Here is a 14,634-nt window from a genome sequence, read left to right as displayed (position 1 = left end):
GCTATTTCCTGGTTCCCACCTTTCGAGCCGGTGTGGCAGGCGCGGTAGGCGCATCGGCGGCCACAGTGCGGCGGGCGGATTTGCGTTGCTTTGGCGTGGCCGGGTCGGTTGGAGACGCGGCCCCGGACTTTTGCCGCGGGGCCGCCGTGCCCCGCCCCTTCAAGCTTGCCCGCAGGGCCTCGACCAGGTCGATGATTTCCGCGCCCTCAGGCTGAGCAGCGGGCTGCAGAGTGACTTGCTTGCCTGCGATTTTCTGGTCGATTGCCGCGAGCAGGCGTTCCCTTTCTTCATCCTTGAACGCCGTCGGGTCGTACGAATCGACGCGGTACTGCGCGATGAGCTGCCTGGCGAGCTTCAGTTCGGCTGGTTCCACCTCAGGCTTGGCGATGCCGATTGCCGACTGCGCGCGTATCTCGTCGGCGTACAGGAGTTGCTGCAGGATTAAACCCTCTGGCCCCGCACGCACCTGCGCGACGTTCTGTTTGCCATTCATTACGAACTTGGCGAGCGCGCAGGTTCCAGTTTCAGCCATCGCCTGCGCGAGTAGCTGGTAGGGCTTCGCGCCGCGCTTGTCGGGGCCGAGATAGTAGGCCTTGTCGAAATAGATCGGATCAATCGCGCCGGACGGGAGGAAGGCGACAATGTCGATGCTGTGGCTCGCAGTCGCCTCAAAGGCCTCGAGCTCGGATGGTTCAAAGATGACGTACTTGTCTTTCTCGAACTCGTACCCTTTGACAGTATCCGAGCGCTCAACGACGGCCTGATGAGCCGGACAATATAGCTGCTGTCGCACCCGGGCGCCGCAGTTCTTGTGCAGCATATTAAAGCTGACGGCGGACTTGGATTCTGTCGCCGAGAACAGGCGGCACGGTATCGAAACGAGCCCGAAGCTGATGGTCATCGAGGCAATTGAACGTGGAGCGGACATGACTTTCTCCCGTCGGCAGGCGCTCCTTGTACGAGCAATTTCCCGGCCTGCTTGCTTGTCAGGAGGGGGCAGTAGCGCGATGGTGAACCGCCCCGGGTTTCGCGGAGGCTCCAACTCTTGAGAGAATGTGAGCCATGAGCAAGAACAACGCGAACAAGTTTTCCCCGGAAGTGCGCGAGCGCGCAGTGCGCCTGGTGCAGGAGTCTCGCAGCGAGTATCCATCGTTGTGGGTGGCGGTCGAGTCGATCGCGCCCAAGATCGGCTGCTCGGCTCAGACGCTGCTGACCTGGGTCAAGCGGCATGAAGTCGACAGCGGGCAGCGCGAAGGCATGACCACCAGCGAGCGCGAACGGATCAAGGAGCTGGAGCGGGAGAACCGCGAGCTTCGCCGTGCCAACGACATCCTGCGCACGGCCAGCGCTTTTTTCGCGCAGGCGGAGCTCGACCGCAAGCTGAAGTCGTAAACACCTACATCGACCGGCACCGGGAGGTCTACGGGGTCGAGCCGATCTGCAAGGTGTTGCAGGTTGCCCCGTCGGCCTATCGGCGCCACGCCGCGCGTCTGCGCGAACCGTCGCGGCGCAGCGACCGTGCCCGGCGTGACGAACATCTGAAGCCACAAGTCCATCGGGTCTGGCAGGAGAACCATCGCGTGTATGGCGCTGACAAGGTCTGGCGGCAACTGAACCGCGAAGGCGTGGCGGTGGCTCGTTGCACGGTCGAGCGCTTGATGCGCGTCCAGGGCCTGCAAGGCGTGCGGCGTGGCAAGCGGCTGCGCACCACCGTCGCCGACGATGCTGCCGTGCGGCCGCTGGATCGCGTCAACCGGCAGTTCCGGGCGGATCGGCCAAACCAGCTCTGGGTCTCGGACTTCACCTACGTCTCGACCTGGCAGGGCTGGCTGTACGTGGCCTTCGTCATCGACGTCTACGCCCGGCGCATCGTCGGCTGGCGCGTGAGCAAGTCCATGACCACGGACTTCGTGCTCGATGCGCTGGAGCAGGCGTTGTACGCCCGGCAGCCCGGCAATGACGGTTCTCTGACCCATCACTCCGACAGGGGATCGCAATACGTCAGCATCCGCTATAGCGAACGGCTGGCCGAAGCCGGTATCGAGCCCTCGGTCGGCAGCCGTGGCGACAGCTACGACAACGCCTTGGCCGAGACGATCAACGGTCTGTACAAAGCCGAACTGATCCATCGTCGTGCGCCCTGGAAAAACCGGGAATCCGTCGAGCTGGCCACCCTGGAGTGGGTCGCCTGGTTCAACCATCAACGCCTGCACTCATCGATCGGCTATATCCCGCCCGCCGAGGCTGAGGCAAACTACTACAACCAACTTGGCAGAACCGCCGACGAGGCCGTTTTACTTTAACCAAACAGCCTCCGCGATACCCGGGGCGGTTCAATGGCGACAGAGCTGGGAGGTGACGACAGGTGGCACGTAGGAGAGTAGTCGATCAAGTCGGTTACGGCAAAGCGGACAGCCTGCCGGACGTCGTGCTGCCCCAGTTGGCGACATTGGCGGAGCAGCCTGCAGTCGGCCCAAATTGGTCTTACGAAATAAAGTTTGACGGCTATCGCATGCTGTGCCGTATCGACGACGGGGCTGCGACCCTATTCACCCGCAACGGACACAACTGGACCGACAAGTTGCCCGTTCTCGCCGAAGCTCTTGCGGGGCTGCCGGTCCGAGAAGCATGGATCGATGGCGAGGTGGTGGCGCTCAACAAGGCCGGCATTCCCGACTTCTCGGCGCTGCAGAACGCGTTCGCGCGGCGCCGCACGGCCGGCCTCACGTACTTCGCGTTCGACTTGATGTTTGTGGATGGCCACGACCTCCGGCGGTCGAAACTCCGCGACCGGCGTGTCGTACTGGAGCAGTTGCTTGCGAGCATCGAGGGCCCACACATACGGCTCAGCAACACCTTCACTGAGGGCATCGAATCGTTGCTGGACTCCGCCTGCCGGATGGGCCTTGAGGGGCTTGTCGGCAAGCGAGTCGACCGTCCCTATACAGAGGGTCGTTCGCCTGACTGGATCAAGGTCAAATGCCTCCAGCGACAGGAGTTCGTCATCGGCGGTATCAGCAGACGTGCGGGGGCGGCGGCAAGCATTAGCTCGTTGCTGCTCGGCGTGTACGAGCATGACGGCGGTTTCCGCTTCGCGGGTTCGGTCAAGGCGGAATTGCGACCCGCGCAGATGCGCGAGTTGCACGTGCGTTTGGAGCCAGTCAGCGAGCCTCCGTTTTTCAACCCGCCGACACCTGAGCGCGGCCGCGACCTAGTCTGGGTGCGGCCACAAGTAGTTGTCGAAGTGTCTTTCCTGGAATGGACGCCGACAGGGGTGATCCGTCATGGTGTCCTGAAGGCGCTGCGGGAGGACAAGGAGCCGAGCGAAGTTCATGAAGAGACGCCAACTGCCGCGCAAGCGATGAGCATTCGTGGTGGCACGAGTTCAGGCGTTGGTGGAAAGACAGTCACCAACGCTTCACGCATCGTTGATCCGACGACCGGCTTCACGAAAGCGGACGTTGTCCGATATTTTGATGCCGTCGCCGATTACATCTTGCCGCACATCAAGAACAGGCCCCTGACGATCGTGCGCGCGCCAGATGGTATCGGGCACGAGATGTTCTATCAGAAGCACGCGGAGGGGCAGAGACTGAAAGCCGTTACGCACTTGCCACAATCGTTGCACCCCGGCCATGCACCGCTTCTGGTGGCCAACACGAGAGAAGCGCTGCTGGAGCTTGCACAACTCAACACAATCGAGATTCACGCGTGGAACGCTACCGCGCCCGATCTCAACCACCCCGACCGTTTCGTTCTCGACCTTGATCCTGATTCGCATCTCGAATGGAGCGTGATGGTCGAGGCCGCTACGCTCACGAGGGTAGTGCTGGACGAACTTGGGCTGCAGTCGTTCTGCAAGACCAGCGGAGGGAAGGGCGTGCACATCATCGTGCCGCTTGCGCCGGTACATACGTGGCAGGAGGTGAAAGGCTTCAGTCGCGCGATCGCGCGCCATCTTGCAAAGGTCATCCCGCAACGCTTTTCTGCCGTGTCGGGGCCGAGAAATCGCATCGGAAAAATTTTCGTGGATTACCTGCGAAACGGGAAAGGCGCAACGACAGCGATAGCCTTGTCTCCACGAGCGAGGCCCGGGCTTCCTGTATCGATGCCGGTCAGTTGGGACAAGTTGCACGAGCTAGCTGGCGCATCCGATTGGGATATTGCGACGGGTATCGCTCAAGCCAAGCTGCTGCGCTCGGGGAGTACCCCGGCGCCTGCGACAGAACAGCGAATCACCGAAGCAATGCGGCGAGCCGTTTGTGCGACCGACTGATACTGAGCTTCCGAAAATCCACCGGTTAACCACATCGCCCACGGCCCTGAAAAAAGTGCCGCCGGTGCCGCTTCGGCTATCATCCGCAACGGGGCGCGAGTCTGAAACGTCGGTACGATGCGGTGTGGTACCGGTCTGTTTTCGGCGCGCGGGACGTAGGACAATTCTTGCGGATGCGGTAATTGCTTGGCTGTTCTATCGTGTCTCGCTGGATAGAGAATCGCGGCAGCATATGCTCAACGGAATAAAGGGATAGTCGTGGCATCGGCGTCACTCCACTACAGTAGCAAGCAGGAAATGGCCGAGGACCTCTTCCGCGTGCTCGCATCACGTGATCTCTCATTTGGCACAAGACGAGCGGTGCTTGAACAAATCCAGATGGATTGGCCTGAGTGGTATGGAAAGTTTGATTCTGCAGTAAGGGGCCGCAAATGGCCTCGGTGCTCGTCCCGACAGGAAGCCACGGCAGCGCACCATGGCCATACCAAGGTGCCGACCGCGGGGTGCCCGTATTGGTCGAGTGGTGCCCTTGCTGCCTACGCCCAAGGCGCGCCGCGTCACGCTTTTCTGTTCGAGCACGCAGTCCCCCGTAACGTGGTCCGCGACTATGTAATTGGGCCTTCGCCGTACAGGAAGGGAAGCCATCCCCACGGCAATTCCTCGTGGTGTTCGCCATTCGAGAGCGCCGACGAACTCTATACTTTCCTCGAGCACGTCTGCGTCGGCGTTGTCGTATCGAAGCCCGAAGATCGGATTCTTCTAAAAAGCACATTCCCAACGCCTTTGGCGAACTGGCGACACGCTGATCCTTGGGCGCGATATCGCAGTGCGACCAACGGCCTCCAGACAATCCCGGTGTACTGTCTCATGGATGGCAAAGCCGTTGTCGCAGCATAGGGATCGCGAGTCTCGAGCCCCGCTCGCGTCCAAGAATCAGCGCAGTAGGTTCAATCCCCGATTTTCAGGATCTCGTAGCGCCGAGGCAACCGCTCTCAAGGAGGCGCAGCAGACTTCGCTCTCTACTGGCACCGCGCGTCGAGAGATTGTTCTTGGCAGACTGGGTTCATGCGGAACCGGGCACGAGCGCGTGCACGTCGCCAACGCGTGGATACACTCGAGACGCAGATTTCATTTCTGCTTTGATGCGTGCTGCTTCAGACTGTCCGCAAGGTACGCAAGATGATCAGGGGAAGTCAACCAAGAGGTCCAGAAAATGGCAAACAGTGTCGTATCTAAGCCGCCGTTGCTGGTTGCCGCAATTTCGTGTGCGGGCGGCATTGGTTACGCGTTGCCGCATTGACCGGAAAGCGGTCGGCGCGCGAGCGCCCCACGGCCGGGAGCCGAAGGTGATTGGGAGCTAACATGTCGCAGAACTGGAAAGCCTGACCAAAGAGCAGATGCTGGCGAGGATTACCTTGCTCTCTGACGAGATGGACGCAAACGAGGAAGAGAATCGCACGATGCAAGCGGAAATCGACAGCCTCTACGCGCGTATCGACGCTTTGAAGTGACACCGGAAAACATGGACGAACTGGAATTCAAGCTTGCAAGCTTCGGTGTCTTGATCCTGGTTTTTGGTGGGGCGTTCGGGATCGGTGGATACATCGTGGGAGACGCGATCAACTCGTTCTCGCTAATCGCTGGTGGCATTGACTCGGGTAAGGTAGCCGGCGGATCTTCACTCGCAGGAATGCTCATAGCGGTCTGGATATTCGGTGCACTCGTCATCGCTGAACGATCGGACGCCAAGGCTGAAGCGAAACGCGTCGCTGCAGATTTGATCGATAGCGCGCGTAAAGCTAGATAGGAAACTGAAGTGAAATTAACTGTAGTGAGCGGCGATGAATAGGAAAACGCCGGCGTGGCCGGCATTGGGGGAAAGATCTAATGGTCGATCGTCGAGACCAGGTCCGCGAAGCAGTGGCGCGGGCGATTTGCGTTGCGTGCGGAGGACAGCCAGAACGTCCGGGCGACGCTCGTGGGTTTTCACACCGCGAACCGGATGGCGCGCTTTTTTGCACCGGCTGCTGATTCTGCCACTCCAGACCGAGGAAACGATCACTCACTTGCGCATTCCGCGGTCGGCCCTGCGCTTGTTCTCGGTCGCGGGCCAGCCTCTCTAACCACGGAAAACGAGGCAAAGATATGAGAGGTGCTGAAAAAAAGCCGAGCGCAGCGCTAATCGCCGTGGCAATGATCGTTGGCGGTGTCTGTGTCGCTGTTGGGCTGGGTGGGCCGTATCTTCCGGCTCTGTTGACCATCTCCGATCAATGGCGAGGGGTCGTCGGACTTCTCGGGATGGTGCTTCTGTTCAGTGCCTGCATTGGGGCTGTGGCCAGCTCGGAGTGAACATGATCGCGACGATCAAGCGGCAGCCTGGCCACGTCGGCTCGACATGCACGGCGCTGTTGGACGGCTGGCTGTGGAATTAGAGCAAGCCTCGCAACCCGGTGCACGCGACCGAGAGTGTCGCGCGTGGCTTCGAGTCGGTGCCGGCGTCGGTGAGCCGGGACGAAGCGCCGTGCCGCATCTTGCCACTGTCATCGCGCAATCCTGCGAGGATGGCTTGGATTCGGCGTGGCAGTATGAGCGAGCAGCGGGAGACGCATTTCGAGCCTACGCTTCTCGTTGTGTTCGGAAAACACCCCAATGAACAAACGCGACATCAAACGGGTCATTCTCGGGCAACTGGCGACGTATCTCCGAACCGAGGTCATCCTCGACGGATGCAGCCAGGAAGATCTGGCGCGCGCCGAGGAAGCACAACAGGAACTTGCTACCGAGTTTGAGCGGCGATGCAACGGCGCGCAATATAGCGAGACGTGGAAGTGCTAGGAAAACGGACAACGGAAAATCAAGATGAAGCTGCCACACATCAAAACTCCTTGCCGAGACTGCCCGTTCAGGACGGACACATTGAAGGGTTGGCTGGGGGAACAACGAACGGCCGAGATACTGGCCGCCGATTCGTTTGTATGTCACAAGCGAACCGACATGCAATGCGCCGGGCACATGCTCATCAATGGCACTGACAATGCGTTTGTGCGAGTGGCGTCAATCCTAAACATCGCCCTCGATCTCTCTGGACATGACCAAGTCTTCGCAAGCAAAGCGGCCTGCATCGAGCACCACAAAGAACAGAATTTGCCGGTTTAATCGACACGTAGACGAATCGGAAAACACCATGACAGTCACTCTGAAGGCCATCGCTCGCACCGAAAAGTCGGCGCACCAACAGGTCCGGGCCGGTCAAGCCGAAATTGGGGAGATCTGGCGCGAGCAGGTCAGCGTCGTGGTCAGCAAGCTAGCTGAGCCGCGGCGGATGGGCATGAAATGGCGCTGGTTTGCTAAGCAGTTCGGCAGCGGTGCCACACTTGGGCGTGGGACACGAGCGGCCATGTTGCTCGGCCCGGGATTCAACTCCAGGAACGAAGCGATTTCTGCCTTGGTCGCAGCGGGCGGGGCTCAAATCGATTAACGCAGGGAACGAGCGATGGAACCGATCGTATTCGATGCTTTGAAATCGCTTGTGAACCGCGCGCGATTCCTTCAGCGAGTCCGTCTGGCAACCATCAGAGAGGAAACTATCGCGGCGGGATTCTCGGCTGAAGTAGTCGATGAAGCGATCAAGTTCTGGGCCGACTATGAGCATCATAAGGTCGTCGCGCGCTAACAAAGGAAAACAGGCAGATGGACCTCGATATCGACGGTGGCGGCAAGATCGCGTTCAACGCTCCCCAGCAACGCTGGATTGACCCGAACGGTGGCGACGGGAGCATGATGCAAACGGCACGATTCGGCGGCCAAGAAATGATGGCGGTCACAGATGACGCCGGAGCATTCGATCTGCACTTCCTGCACTTCAAAACGGGCGGATTTCCGTCGATCGAAGCGGCGAAGCAAGCGGCCCCGGAGTTCGCGCGGCGCGTCTTTGCTCGCTTGACGGCGATGATCGCGGACTAAAGCGGAAAACGCCGGCCGGCGCCGGCAACAAGGAAAAAGGGACCAGCTACGATGAGCGAACGCAAGAAGAGTGAGGGTGATTGGGTGCCGTGGTATGGCGTCGCTTTATCCGCTATCAACGCTGGCGTGATGTTCTACATGCACAGCCTGCCATTCCACTGTGACGCCCTTGCCATCTGTATTTCGGGTGTCAACCCCTGGCAAGTGCTGCTGGGCATCGGTGCGTGGTCCTTCACGGCTGTTGGCGCGATTAATCTCGTACGCATTTTCGCGACCGGTCGACCAACATCAGAATCGGTGACGAATGCGAGCGAGACGTTCGACAAGCTACGCGCGCGTATCGACCAGGCATGCCGTGAGCGCTCGGTCGGTATCGCGATCCGCGGTGTAGAGGCGCATGGAATGGTCAGCGGGCAAGGTAACAATCGTTGGAGCTTGGATTGCGACTTCGAGCTCGTCGACGCCACGGGTGCCAAAGTCGTGCTGAACTTTCACTCGTACGATCAGAGCAAGGCTTTTTCGGTCCGGCCCGAAATGAACAAGTTCGAGCTGACACTGACGGATGCGAACGGCGTTACCAGGCGACACAGCAACGAATACGAAGGGTAGGAAAACGTATGGATGCTTTGGGCCGCTGGCGGGAATGGTCTTTCACGGCTGTTGGTGCGTTCGGTCTCATGTGCATTTTTCGCGACCGGTCGACCAAGATCAGAACCGGTGACGACACATATAACGCAAGGTGACAATTCGTGAATCGGACGACGAGGACAACGGATATGACCGAGGATTTGAACGCAAGCCAGAGCACACGGCAGGATTGGCTTCCCTCGTTGATGGTTGGCCTGCTGGCGGTGCTGGTGTGCCCGGTAGTGGACAGACTGATGGGCGGTGCCGTAGTAGCATCACATTCGCTGCGCCTCGGCCTCGTGATTGTAGGTGCACTCTCCCTCGCGCACGCAGCTTTCGGGGCTAGGGGTGCGTCCAGGCAGGCTAGATTGATCAGCGGTGCGTGGGTCGCGTTTGGCGCGCTCTTTGTGGTGCTGGACTTGGTTGCAGCGGCTAACACGTAAGCACCGAAAACGCCGGCATGGCCGGCATCCGGGAGAATTCATCATGGGTAGCATGACACCCGACGAAATAAACAAGGACGGTCGTCTTTGGGGTGTGCGAACGGACGTTAGAGACGGCACGAATTTGTACTCGACCGAAAGTGAGCGCGACCAGTACATTGCAACCCAAGTTTACTGGGCACCGTTCCGCGTCGAGGCGCTCATCCTTAAGGATGGCGCCCTATACAATCTCGCGCTCGATTTCATGCGCAACGGCGACAAGCTCGATTCCGTCGCACGTGATCTATGGTTCGAAATGAATGAGCGGGGGATCAGGGAATGCGCCGACTGGCCTATAGCCATTGAGCATGTGCTATATGCGTTGAGGCAAATTGAAAGGTCCGCTGAAGCGCAGGCGCTCGGCGAACGTCGTCGCCAGGGGCGTGCGTAGCGTGGCAGGCGGCGGCCCGCTCGACACCACGGAAAACCGCAAAGGACACGATGAAAAGCGCCAATGACGTTTTGCTGTGCGATTTTTGCGGGAACAGTCAGCATGTTGCTGCACTGATCGTTCGAGGTATCGCGGATGCGGCGATTTGCGAAGAGTGTATTGATACGTGTATCGAGATCGTCGCTGAGCGACGCGGGGAGAAGGTGGAACGTCGGCCGAGTATCGTCAGAATCGCAAAAGCGTGGGCGGCAAAGGCAATCGGGAAGCGGTGAGGGAAAACGATGAACATCCTCCGTCGAACGGCCACACTGCTCGCCTTCTTCGCGGGCATAGTACCACTTACGACGCCTGCCTGGGCGCAACAGAACCTTGACGTTCTCAAGGAGCGATGCGACGCCTACGGGTTTGTTCGCGGTACACCAGAGCATGCGGACTGCGTGCGCAAGATAGATGCGCAGCAGGCTCAGTCGCGATGTCAGGCGCTTGTGGAGCGTGGACACCAAGTCTGTTCCAAGGAATTCGCTGATATCGTTGGTGGGGCCGCCGCTGCGATGCAGTGCGGTCAGGTCCAAGACGCGTATCAACAATACTGCCAGTAGCAGGGAAAACTATGGACCTCTACACGAAAGACGGTAAGCCGCTTCAAGTCGCGAACGACTTCGTTTACAGCCGATCCGGCGTTCCGGTCGGCCGCATTCGCGGCGAAAAGGTGTTTGGACCCGATGGCCGCTACGTTGGCTCGATCGTCGGAGACAGGCTGGTTTATCGCTCGACGCAGAGCGCAGCGATTGGATCACCGTTCTCGGTCGCACATCGTGCCGGAAGCGCGAAGGCGCATCGCGCCGGTTCGGCTATTTGGGGTGACGAGCCCAACATTCCTGACTGATTGGAGAATGGCAAAGCTCACTCAGGAAGCGGTCAAGATGCTCGAAGCCGCTGGCTGCAACGAGATTGCCGATGATTGCATCGGCATCGGCACAACGGACGTTCGCGTGTTGCTCTCGCATCGTGCAGTCACCGACCTCAACGGACAGGCCCGAGAGTGGGCCGAAACGCAACAAGACTGACCACGGAAAACATGATGTGCGAGATCCTCACTGATGCTGAGAAGGCCGCTATCCGCGCTGTAGCGGCTGGCGATAAGGCGAGTGTCGACAGATCGCGCGACGTGCGGTAGCAGTTCCAGCTAGCTTGACCGCCGTCGACCGCGAGGCAAATGCCAACGCCTACCCGACGTGCGGTGAGCATGTTGCGCGGGAAGGGCATCGAAGGGTATGTGCTGTTCGAGAATGACCCAGCCCGATACCAGTTCACGCCCGACGAAGACTTTGTCTATCCGGCTGTGCTTCATTAGGAAAACGCTATGTATCTAGGAGCAATCCCGATCCGTTGTCCGCACTGCGGCCGTCCTGCTTTGTGCAGCGCAAGCAAGGGGATGTGGTGCGGTAACTGCAAGAACGGCGCTGTCCGATAGGAAAACGACGATGAGTGAAATTCTCACTGAAGCGGAGAAGTCTTCGATCCGCGCCGTAGCGGTGGGAGACAAGGCGCAAATTGAGGCTGCCCGCGCGGCTTTCGATCGTGCGGCACCCGAGCATGGCGTCGACGCGTGCGTTGAGCTGCAATTCATGGCCGAAGTACTCGCGCCGGTGCCGGATCTGCTGCTTCGCTCGCAGTATCGTGCGGCCGTGCTGAAGCAGACACACTGAATCGGAAAACGACACCATGGCGAAGCAGAAGAGGAAAGACTTTCGCGTCCCATTTTCGGCGGGGTTCCCCGTCACGACGCCTCTTGGCGCGTTGAATGTGAAGACCTTCCGCTGGAATCCTACGGGTTTGTGGATCGTGGTGGGACACGACCGTGCCGAAATTCATTACTCTGGAGACAAGGCCGAAGATTCTGGACTCTCGTTTGATATCCCTGCGGACCCGGATTTTCTTCGTAGGTTCGGTCAAATTCTCATTGATAAAGCAGATGAGCTAGAACGCTAGGGAGACAAAATTATGTATGCGGTATTGAATTCAATTCCTCTGTTAACGAGGGCATTCATCGCAGTCCTCTGTGCGGGGCCGTTCATCTTCTTCCTTTTCCGCGTACCTAGATCAAGATCTGGATGGATAGGCGGCATTGGAAGCGGGTTCGTCGGCGGGCTGTGTGCTGTGTCGGTGATCGTCAGCGTTGCGAATCACGGATAGGAAGAGAGTGTGACCATCAGCAACGCTCGCCGTTATGACGAAGAGGGCAAACATGGCTTCAAACAGCGTAATTCGCAACCAGGTGGACACCTACCGATGGATGCAAGTGCATCTCGGCGGACCTGCAGTCTATCCCGGACATCCTTTGGTGCTGGCATCGGTCATCATGCACACGTTCGCCACGTTCGACGCCGCAGACGAGCCCACTGGTTTCGGTTGGTGTAAAGCATTGGCGGATTGCCGCGTGCCCGGGGCCGGCGATCACGTCGGTGCGGCAATGCGAGTCCTGCGAATGGGGCGCGACGGTGCGACAGTGGATGAAATGGTGACGGAAGCAAACCGATATTGGAACTGCGGCCGGGCCGGTGGTCACGTGAAGAACGTCGAGGCGGGTAGCGCACAATCTTTCCGGCTTGAACCGCTATTTCGAGCGAAGGCTGATAGCTGGCTCGAGTCGAATGCCGACAGCGCTATTGGAGCTCTGTGATGAGGTCGAGGATCTCGGCCGTGAGCGTACGTCAAGACGTCGTGCGGTTGGGATTGGATACGGGACGATGGCAGGTTCGACGTAGCAGCTAGCGACCCCGTCCCATCAATTTGCAGAGCTCGTGGACGCACGACGAGTGATAGCTGAATGCTAACGGCGTACTGTGTGGTCGCGACAATTGCGCGGCAGATATTTTTGCGGCGGTGACAATCACCCTTCCGTCCGCCTATGATTCACGCTTGGCCACGCGACACGTGGTCTCCCAAGGTCCTCCACAAGAATGGTCGTTAAAGCCTATGCGTCGTCGTATTTCAGTCCGTCGGTCGTCTGTACATGGGAAGGGCGTGTTCGCGCTGGAGAGCCTACACGCGGGCGAGCGGATCTTGGAGTATCGAGGCGAACGCATCTCTTGGGCCAAGGCTGTTCGGCGGTACGCCCGATCGGGTGACAACGCTCACACATTTCTGTTTGGGCTAGACGACGGGGACGTGATTGACGGCGGTATCGGTGGAAACAGCGCTCGCTGGCTTAATCACGCATGTTCGCCGAACTGCCGGGCCGAGGAGGTTGACGGACGTGTTCACATCTTCGCGAACATCGACATTCCAGCCGGCAGTGAGCTCTTCATTGACTATCAGCTTGCCGTCGATCACCGGGTAACGAACGCTGTGCGGCGCCGATATGGATGTGCCTGCCGCGCCAGTCAATGCAGAGGCACGATGTTGGCGGTCGCGAATCGCTAGTGCCGCTGCGCCGGGACGGGCCGCCGTCGCCCCCGGCGTAGAGGGAAATCGGAAAGTCGCAATGGATGGACACGCGCTTATGCGCACCCTAAGCGGCTGGCGGAGGAGCGAAATTGTCGAACTTCGTGTAGGGCCCGAGGAACGTCAGGCGCACGGGCCCGATTGGCCCATTGCGCTGCTTTCCGATGATGACTTCCGCGGTACCTCGCTCGGCAGAGTCCGGGTTGTAGACTTCGTCTCGATAGATAAACAGGATCACGTCTGCGTCCTGTTCGATCGCGCCAGATTCCCGGAGGTCCGACATGACAGGGCGCTTGTTGGCGCGCTGCTCGAGACCGCGGTTGAGCTGCGAAAGGGCGATGACAGGGACGTCGAGCTCCTTGGCAAGATTCTTCAGGGCGCGTGATACTTCCGAGATCTCGGTCGCGCGGTTCTCACCGGTCGATGAGCCGGACATCAACTGCAGGTAGTCGACGATGATGAGGCCGAGTTTGCCGCATTGCCGTGTCAGGCGCCTGGCACGCGCACGCAGTTCCATTGGATTGAGGCCGCCCGTCTCGTCAATGAAGATCCTTGCCTCGCTGATCAACGTGACGGCGTGCGTCAATCGCGGCCAGTCCTCGTCGGCCAATCTACCGGTACGGAGTCTGTGCTGATCGAGGCGGCCGACGGACCCTATCATACGGGTCACCAATTGTGCGGCCGGCATCTCCATCGAGAAGACGGCGACGGGCAACTTGTTAGCGATTGCGACATGCTCGCCGATATTCATGGCGAGGGAGGTCTTGCCCATTGACGGTCGACCAGCAACGATGATGAGTTGACCTCCATGCATGCCGGACGTCATTCGATCAAGGTCTATGAAACCGGTCGGCGTTCCGGTCACGTCGCCGACATTACCGGAGTGAAAGAGGGTGTCGATTCGCTCTACGACGTCGGTCAGTATGGGGTTGATCGCGACAAATCCTTGATCGCCTCGTTGCGTCTGTTCAGCGATCGAAAAGACCTTTGCCTCGGCCTCGTCGAGAATCTGTCGAACTTCCTTACCCTTGGGATTGAATGCCTCAGCAGCAATCTCATCGGCAACTGTAACGAGTCTCCGTAGCTGGGCGCGGTCAAACACAATTTCTGCGTACCGCCGGATATTTGCCGCGCTGGGGGTGCTCTGTGCAAGCTGGTTGAGATATACGAGACCGCCCACGTCGTTGGCCTTGCCGGCGCTGGAGAGAGACTCGAAAACCGTCAACACGTCTGCGGGGCGTCCGTCCCCTACGAGCTTTGCGACATGAGTGTAGATGACTCGATGGTCGTATCGGTAGAAAGCATCGGGTCCGAGAAAATCCGCGATCCGGTCCCAGGCCGCGTTGTCGAGTAGCAGTCCCCCCAGCACCGATTGCTCGGCCTCGATGGAGTGAGGGGGAACCTTCAGCGATTGGAGGAGCGGATCGTTATTCGGCGCGTTCATAGGC

Annotated in this window: 19 protein-coding genes and 1 other annotated feature; of the genes, 17 read left to right on the top strand and 2 right to left on the bottom strand. The window is 59.3% G+C overall.

Annotation, left to right across the window (positions count from 1 at the left end):
• Nucleotide 1 precedes the first annotated feature (1 nt).
• The gene (gene ku, locus MBR110_RS31430) at nucleotides 2-928 is read right to left on the bottom strand and encodes a non-homologous end joining protein Ku (RefSeq protein WP_258570029.1); all 927 of its coding nucleotides are present in this window, start codon (nucleotides 926-928) and stop codon (nucleotides 2-4) included.
• A 134-nt stretch (nucleotides 929-1,062) separates the two neighbouring features.
• Between ku and MBR110_RS31425 the strand changes: the two genes are divergently transcribed.
• The 17 genes from MBR110_RS31425 (at nucleotide 1,063) to MBR110_RS31345 (ending at nucleotide 13,165) form a co-directional block, all read left to right on the top strand.
• A protein-coding gene (locus MBR110_RS31425; RefSeq protein WP_157367621.1) for an IS3 family transposase occupies nucleotides 1,063-2,303 on the top strand; the annotation gives its coding sequence in 2 pieces (ribosomal slippage) (nucleotides 1,063-1,348 and nucleotides 1,348-2,303; 1,242 coding nt in all).
• Nucleotides 1,347-1,463: a sequence feature (AL1L pseudoknot), on the top strand. Its footprint overlaps the gene before it by 117 nt.
• Before the next feature lie 62 nt (nucleotides 2,304-2,365).
• Nucleotides 2,366-4,276, top strand: coding sequence for a DNA ligase D (gene ligD, locus MBR110_RS31420; RefSeq protein ID WP_181709895.1), 1,911 nt, complete (start codon nucleotides 2,366-2,368; stop codon nucleotides 4,274-4,276).
• Between the two features lie 1,522 nt (nucleotides 4,277-5,798).
• Nucleotides 5,799-6,083 (top strand): hypothetical protein, encoded by a 285-nt coding sequence (locus MBR110_RS31415; protein ID WP_181709894.1) that lies wholly within the window; start codon nucleotides 5,799-5,801, stop codon nucleotides 6,081-6,083.
• Between the two features lie 842 nt (nucleotides 6,084-6,925).
• Nucleotides 6,926-7,111 carry a hypothetical protein gene (locus MBR110_RS31410; protein WP_181709893.1) on the top strand — a complete coding sequence of 62 codons (186 nt, stop codon included), beginning with the start codon at nucleotides 6,926-6,928 and terminating at the stop codon, nucleotides 7,109-7,111.
• Nucleotides 7,112-7,135: 24 nt separating this feature from the next.
• Nucleotides 7,136-7,432 carry a DUF6283 family protein gene (locus MBR110_RS31405; RefSeq protein ID WP_181709892.1) on the top strand — a complete coding sequence of 99 codons (297 nt, stop codon included), beginning with the start codon at nucleotides 7,136-7,138 and terminating at the stop codon, nucleotides 7,430-7,432.
• A gap of 28 nt (nucleotides 7,433-7,460) precedes the next feature.
• On the top strand, nucleotides 7,461-7,754 hold the full coding sequence (locus MBR110_RS31400; protein WP_181709891.1) for a hypothetical protein: 294 nt from the start codon (nucleotides 7,461-7,463) through the stop codon (nucleotides 7,752-7,754).
• A 15-nt stretch (nucleotides 7,755-7,769) separates the two neighbouring features.
• Nucleotides 7,770-7,949: a hypothetical protein gene (locus tag MBR110_RS31395; RefSeq protein WP_181709890.1), complete on the top strand. Its 180-nt coding sequence runs from the start codon at nucleotides 7,770-7,772 to the stop codon at nucleotides 7,947-7,949.
• 17 nt (nucleotides 7,950-7,966) lie between these two features.
• Nucleotides 7,967-8,239 carry a hypothetical protein gene (locus tag MBR110_RS31390; RefSeq protein ID WP_181709889.1) on the top strand — a complete coding sequence of 91 codons (273 nt, stop codon included), beginning with the start codon at nucleotides 7,967-7,969 and terminating at the stop codon, nucleotides 8,237-8,239.
• A 51-nt stretch (nucleotides 8,240-8,290) separates the two neighbouring features.
• Nucleotides 8,291-8,848, top strand: a complete 558-nt coding sequence (locus tag MBR110_RS31385; RefSeq protein ID WP_181709888.1) for a hypothetical protein — start codon at nucleotides 8,291-8,293, stop codon at nucleotides 8,846-8,848.
• A 504-nt stretch (nucleotides 8,849-9,352) separates the two neighbouring features.
• The gene (locus MBR110_RS31380) at nucleotides 9,353-9,739 is read left to right on the top strand and encodes a hypothetical protein (RefSeq protein ID WP_181709887.1); all 387 of its coding nucleotides are present in this window, start codon (nucleotides 9,353-9,355) and stop codon (nucleotides 9,737-9,739) included.
• A 50-nt stretch (nucleotides 9,740-9,789) separates the two neighbouring features.
• Complete coding sequence (locus tag MBR110_RS32680; protein ID WP_181709886.1) at nucleotides 9,790-10,011, top strand: ClpX C4-type zinc finger protein; 222 nt, start codon at nucleotides 9,790-9,792, stop codon at nucleotides 10,009-10,011.
• A gap of 338 nt (nucleotides 10,012-10,349) precedes the next feature.
• Entirely contained in the window at nucleotides 10,350-10,625 is a 276-nt protein-coding gene (locus MBR110_RS31370) for a hypothetical protein (RefSeq protein ID WP_181709885.1), read from the top strand.
• A gap of 7 nt (nucleotides 10,626-10,632) precedes the next feature.
• Nucleotides 10,633-10,806 (top strand): hypothetical protein, encoded by a 174-nt coding sequence (locus MBR110_RS31365; RefSeq protein ID WP_181709884.1) that lies wholly within the window; start codon nucleotides 10,633-10,635, stop codon nucleotides 10,804-10,806.
• Between the two features lie 417 nt (nucleotides 10,807-11,223).
• A complete protein-coding gene (locus MBR110_RS31360; RefSeq protein WP_181709883.1) occupies nucleotides 11,224-11,448 on the top strand; it encodes a hypothetical protein in 225 nt (74 codons plus the stop codon).
• 16 nt (nucleotides 11,449-11,464) lie between these two features.
• On the top strand, nucleotides 11,465-11,731 hold the full coding sequence (locus MBR110_RS31355) for a hypothetical protein (protein WP_181709882.1): 267 nt from the start codon (nucleotides 11,465-11,467) through the stop codon (nucleotides 11,729-11,731).
• 256 nt (nucleotides 11,732-11,987) lie between these two features.
• Entirely contained in the window at nucleotides 11,988-12,422 is a 435-nt protein-coding gene (locus tag MBR110_RS31350; RefSeq protein ID WP_181709881.1) for a hypothetical protein, read from the top strand.
• A 296-nt stretch (nucleotides 12,423-12,718) separates the two neighbouring features.
• Nucleotides 12,719-13,165, top strand: a complete 447-nt coding sequence (locus tag MBR110_RS31345) for an SET domain-containing protein (RefSeq protein ID WP_181709880.1) — start codon at nucleotides 12,719-12,721, stop codon at nucleotides 13,163-13,165.
• Nucleotides 13,166-13,253: 88 nt separating this feature from the next.
• Here MBR110_RS31345 and MBR110_RS31340 read toward each other — a convergent pair whose 3' ends face one another.
• Entirely contained in the window at nucleotides 13,254-14,630 is a 1,377-nt protein-coding gene (locus tag MBR110_RS31340; RefSeq protein WP_181709879.1) for a replicative DNA helicase, read from the bottom strand.
• Between the last annotated feature and the right edge of the window lie 4 nt (nucleotides 14,631-14,634).

This window comes from Burkholderia sp. MBR-1 (genome assembly GCF_013822785.1).
Lineage (GTDB): Bacteria > Pseudomonadota > Gammaproteobacteria > Burkholderiales > Burkholderiaceae > Burkholderia > Burkholderia vietnamiensis.
The sequence above is the reverse complement of the archived record's forward strand: the minus strand, read 5'-3'. Positions and strand labels throughout refer to the sequence as shown.

Excerpts from the sequence above, each read along its gene's own strand:
- MBR110_RS32680 (WP_181709886.1), top strand. The coding sequence starts at position 9,790 with ATGAAAAGCGCCAATGACGTTTTGCTGTGCGATTTTTGCGGGAACAGT.
- MBR110_RS31360 (WP_181709883.1), top strand. The coding sequence starts at position 11,224 with ATGAGTGAAATTCTCACTGAAGCGGAGAAGTCTTCGATCCGCGCCGTA.
- MBR110_RS31340 (WP_181709879.1), bottom strand. The coding sequence starts at position 14,630 with ATGAACGCGCCGAATAACGATCCGCTCCTCCAATCGCTGAAGGTTCCC.
- ku (WP_258570029.1), bottom strand. The coding sequence starts at position 928 with ATGTCCGCTCCACGTTCAATTGCCTCGATGACCATCAGCTTCGGGCTC.
- MBR110_RS31405 (WP_181709892.1), top strand. The coding sequence starts at position 7,136 with ATGAAGCTGCCACACATCAAAACTCCTTGCCGAGACTGCCCGTTCAGG.
- MBR110_RS31410 (WP_181709893.1), top strand. The coding sequence starts at position 6,926 with ATGAACAAACGCGACATCAAACGGGTCATTCTCGGGCAACTGGCGACG.
- MBR110_RS31390 (WP_181709889.1), top strand. The coding sequence starts at position 7,967 with ATGGACCTCGATATCGACGGTGGCGGCAAGATCGCGTTCAACGCTCCC.
- MBR110_RS31345 (WP_181709880.1), top strand. The coding sequence starts at position 12,719 with ATGCGTCGTCGTATTTCAGTCCGTCGGTCGTCTGTACATGGGAAGGGC.
- MBR110_RS31370 (WP_181709885.1), top strand. The coding sequence starts at position 10,350 with ATGGACCTCTACACGAAAGACGGTAAGCCGCTTCAAGTCGCGAACGAC.
- MBR110_RS31350 (WP_181709881.1), top strand. The coding sequence starts at position 11,988 with ATGGCTTCAAACAGCGTAATTCGCAACCAGGTGGACACCTACCGATGG.
- MBR110_RS31380 (WP_181709887.1), top strand. The coding sequence starts at position 9,353 with ATGGGTAGCATGACACCCGACGAAATAAACAAGGACGGTCGTCTTTGG.
- MBR110_RS31355 (WP_181709882.1), top strand. The coding sequence starts at position 11,465 with ATGGCGAAGCAGAAGAGGAAAGACTTTCGCGTCCCATTTTCGGCGGGG.
- MBR110_RS31400 (WP_181709891.1), top strand. The coding sequence starts at position 7,461 with ATGACAGTCACTCTGAAGGCCATCGCTCGCACCGAAAAGTCGGCGCAC.
- MBR110_RS31365 (WP_181709884.1), top strand. The coding sequence starts at position 10,633 with ATGGCAAAGCTCACTCAGGAAGCGGTCAAGATGCTCGAAGCCGCTGGC.
- MBR110_RS31395 (WP_181709890.1), top strand. The coding sequence starts at position 7,770 with ATGGAACCGATCGTATTCGATGCTTTGAAATCGCTTGTGAACCGCGCG.
- MBR110_RS31385 (WP_181709888.1), top strand. The coding sequence starts at position 8,291 with ATGAGCGAACGCAAGAAGAGTGAGGGTGATTGGGTGCCGTGGTATGGC.
- MBR110_RS31415 (WP_181709894.1), top strand. The coding sequence starts at position 5,799 with ATGGACGAACTGGAATTCAAGCTTGCAAGCTTCGGTGTCTTGATCCTG.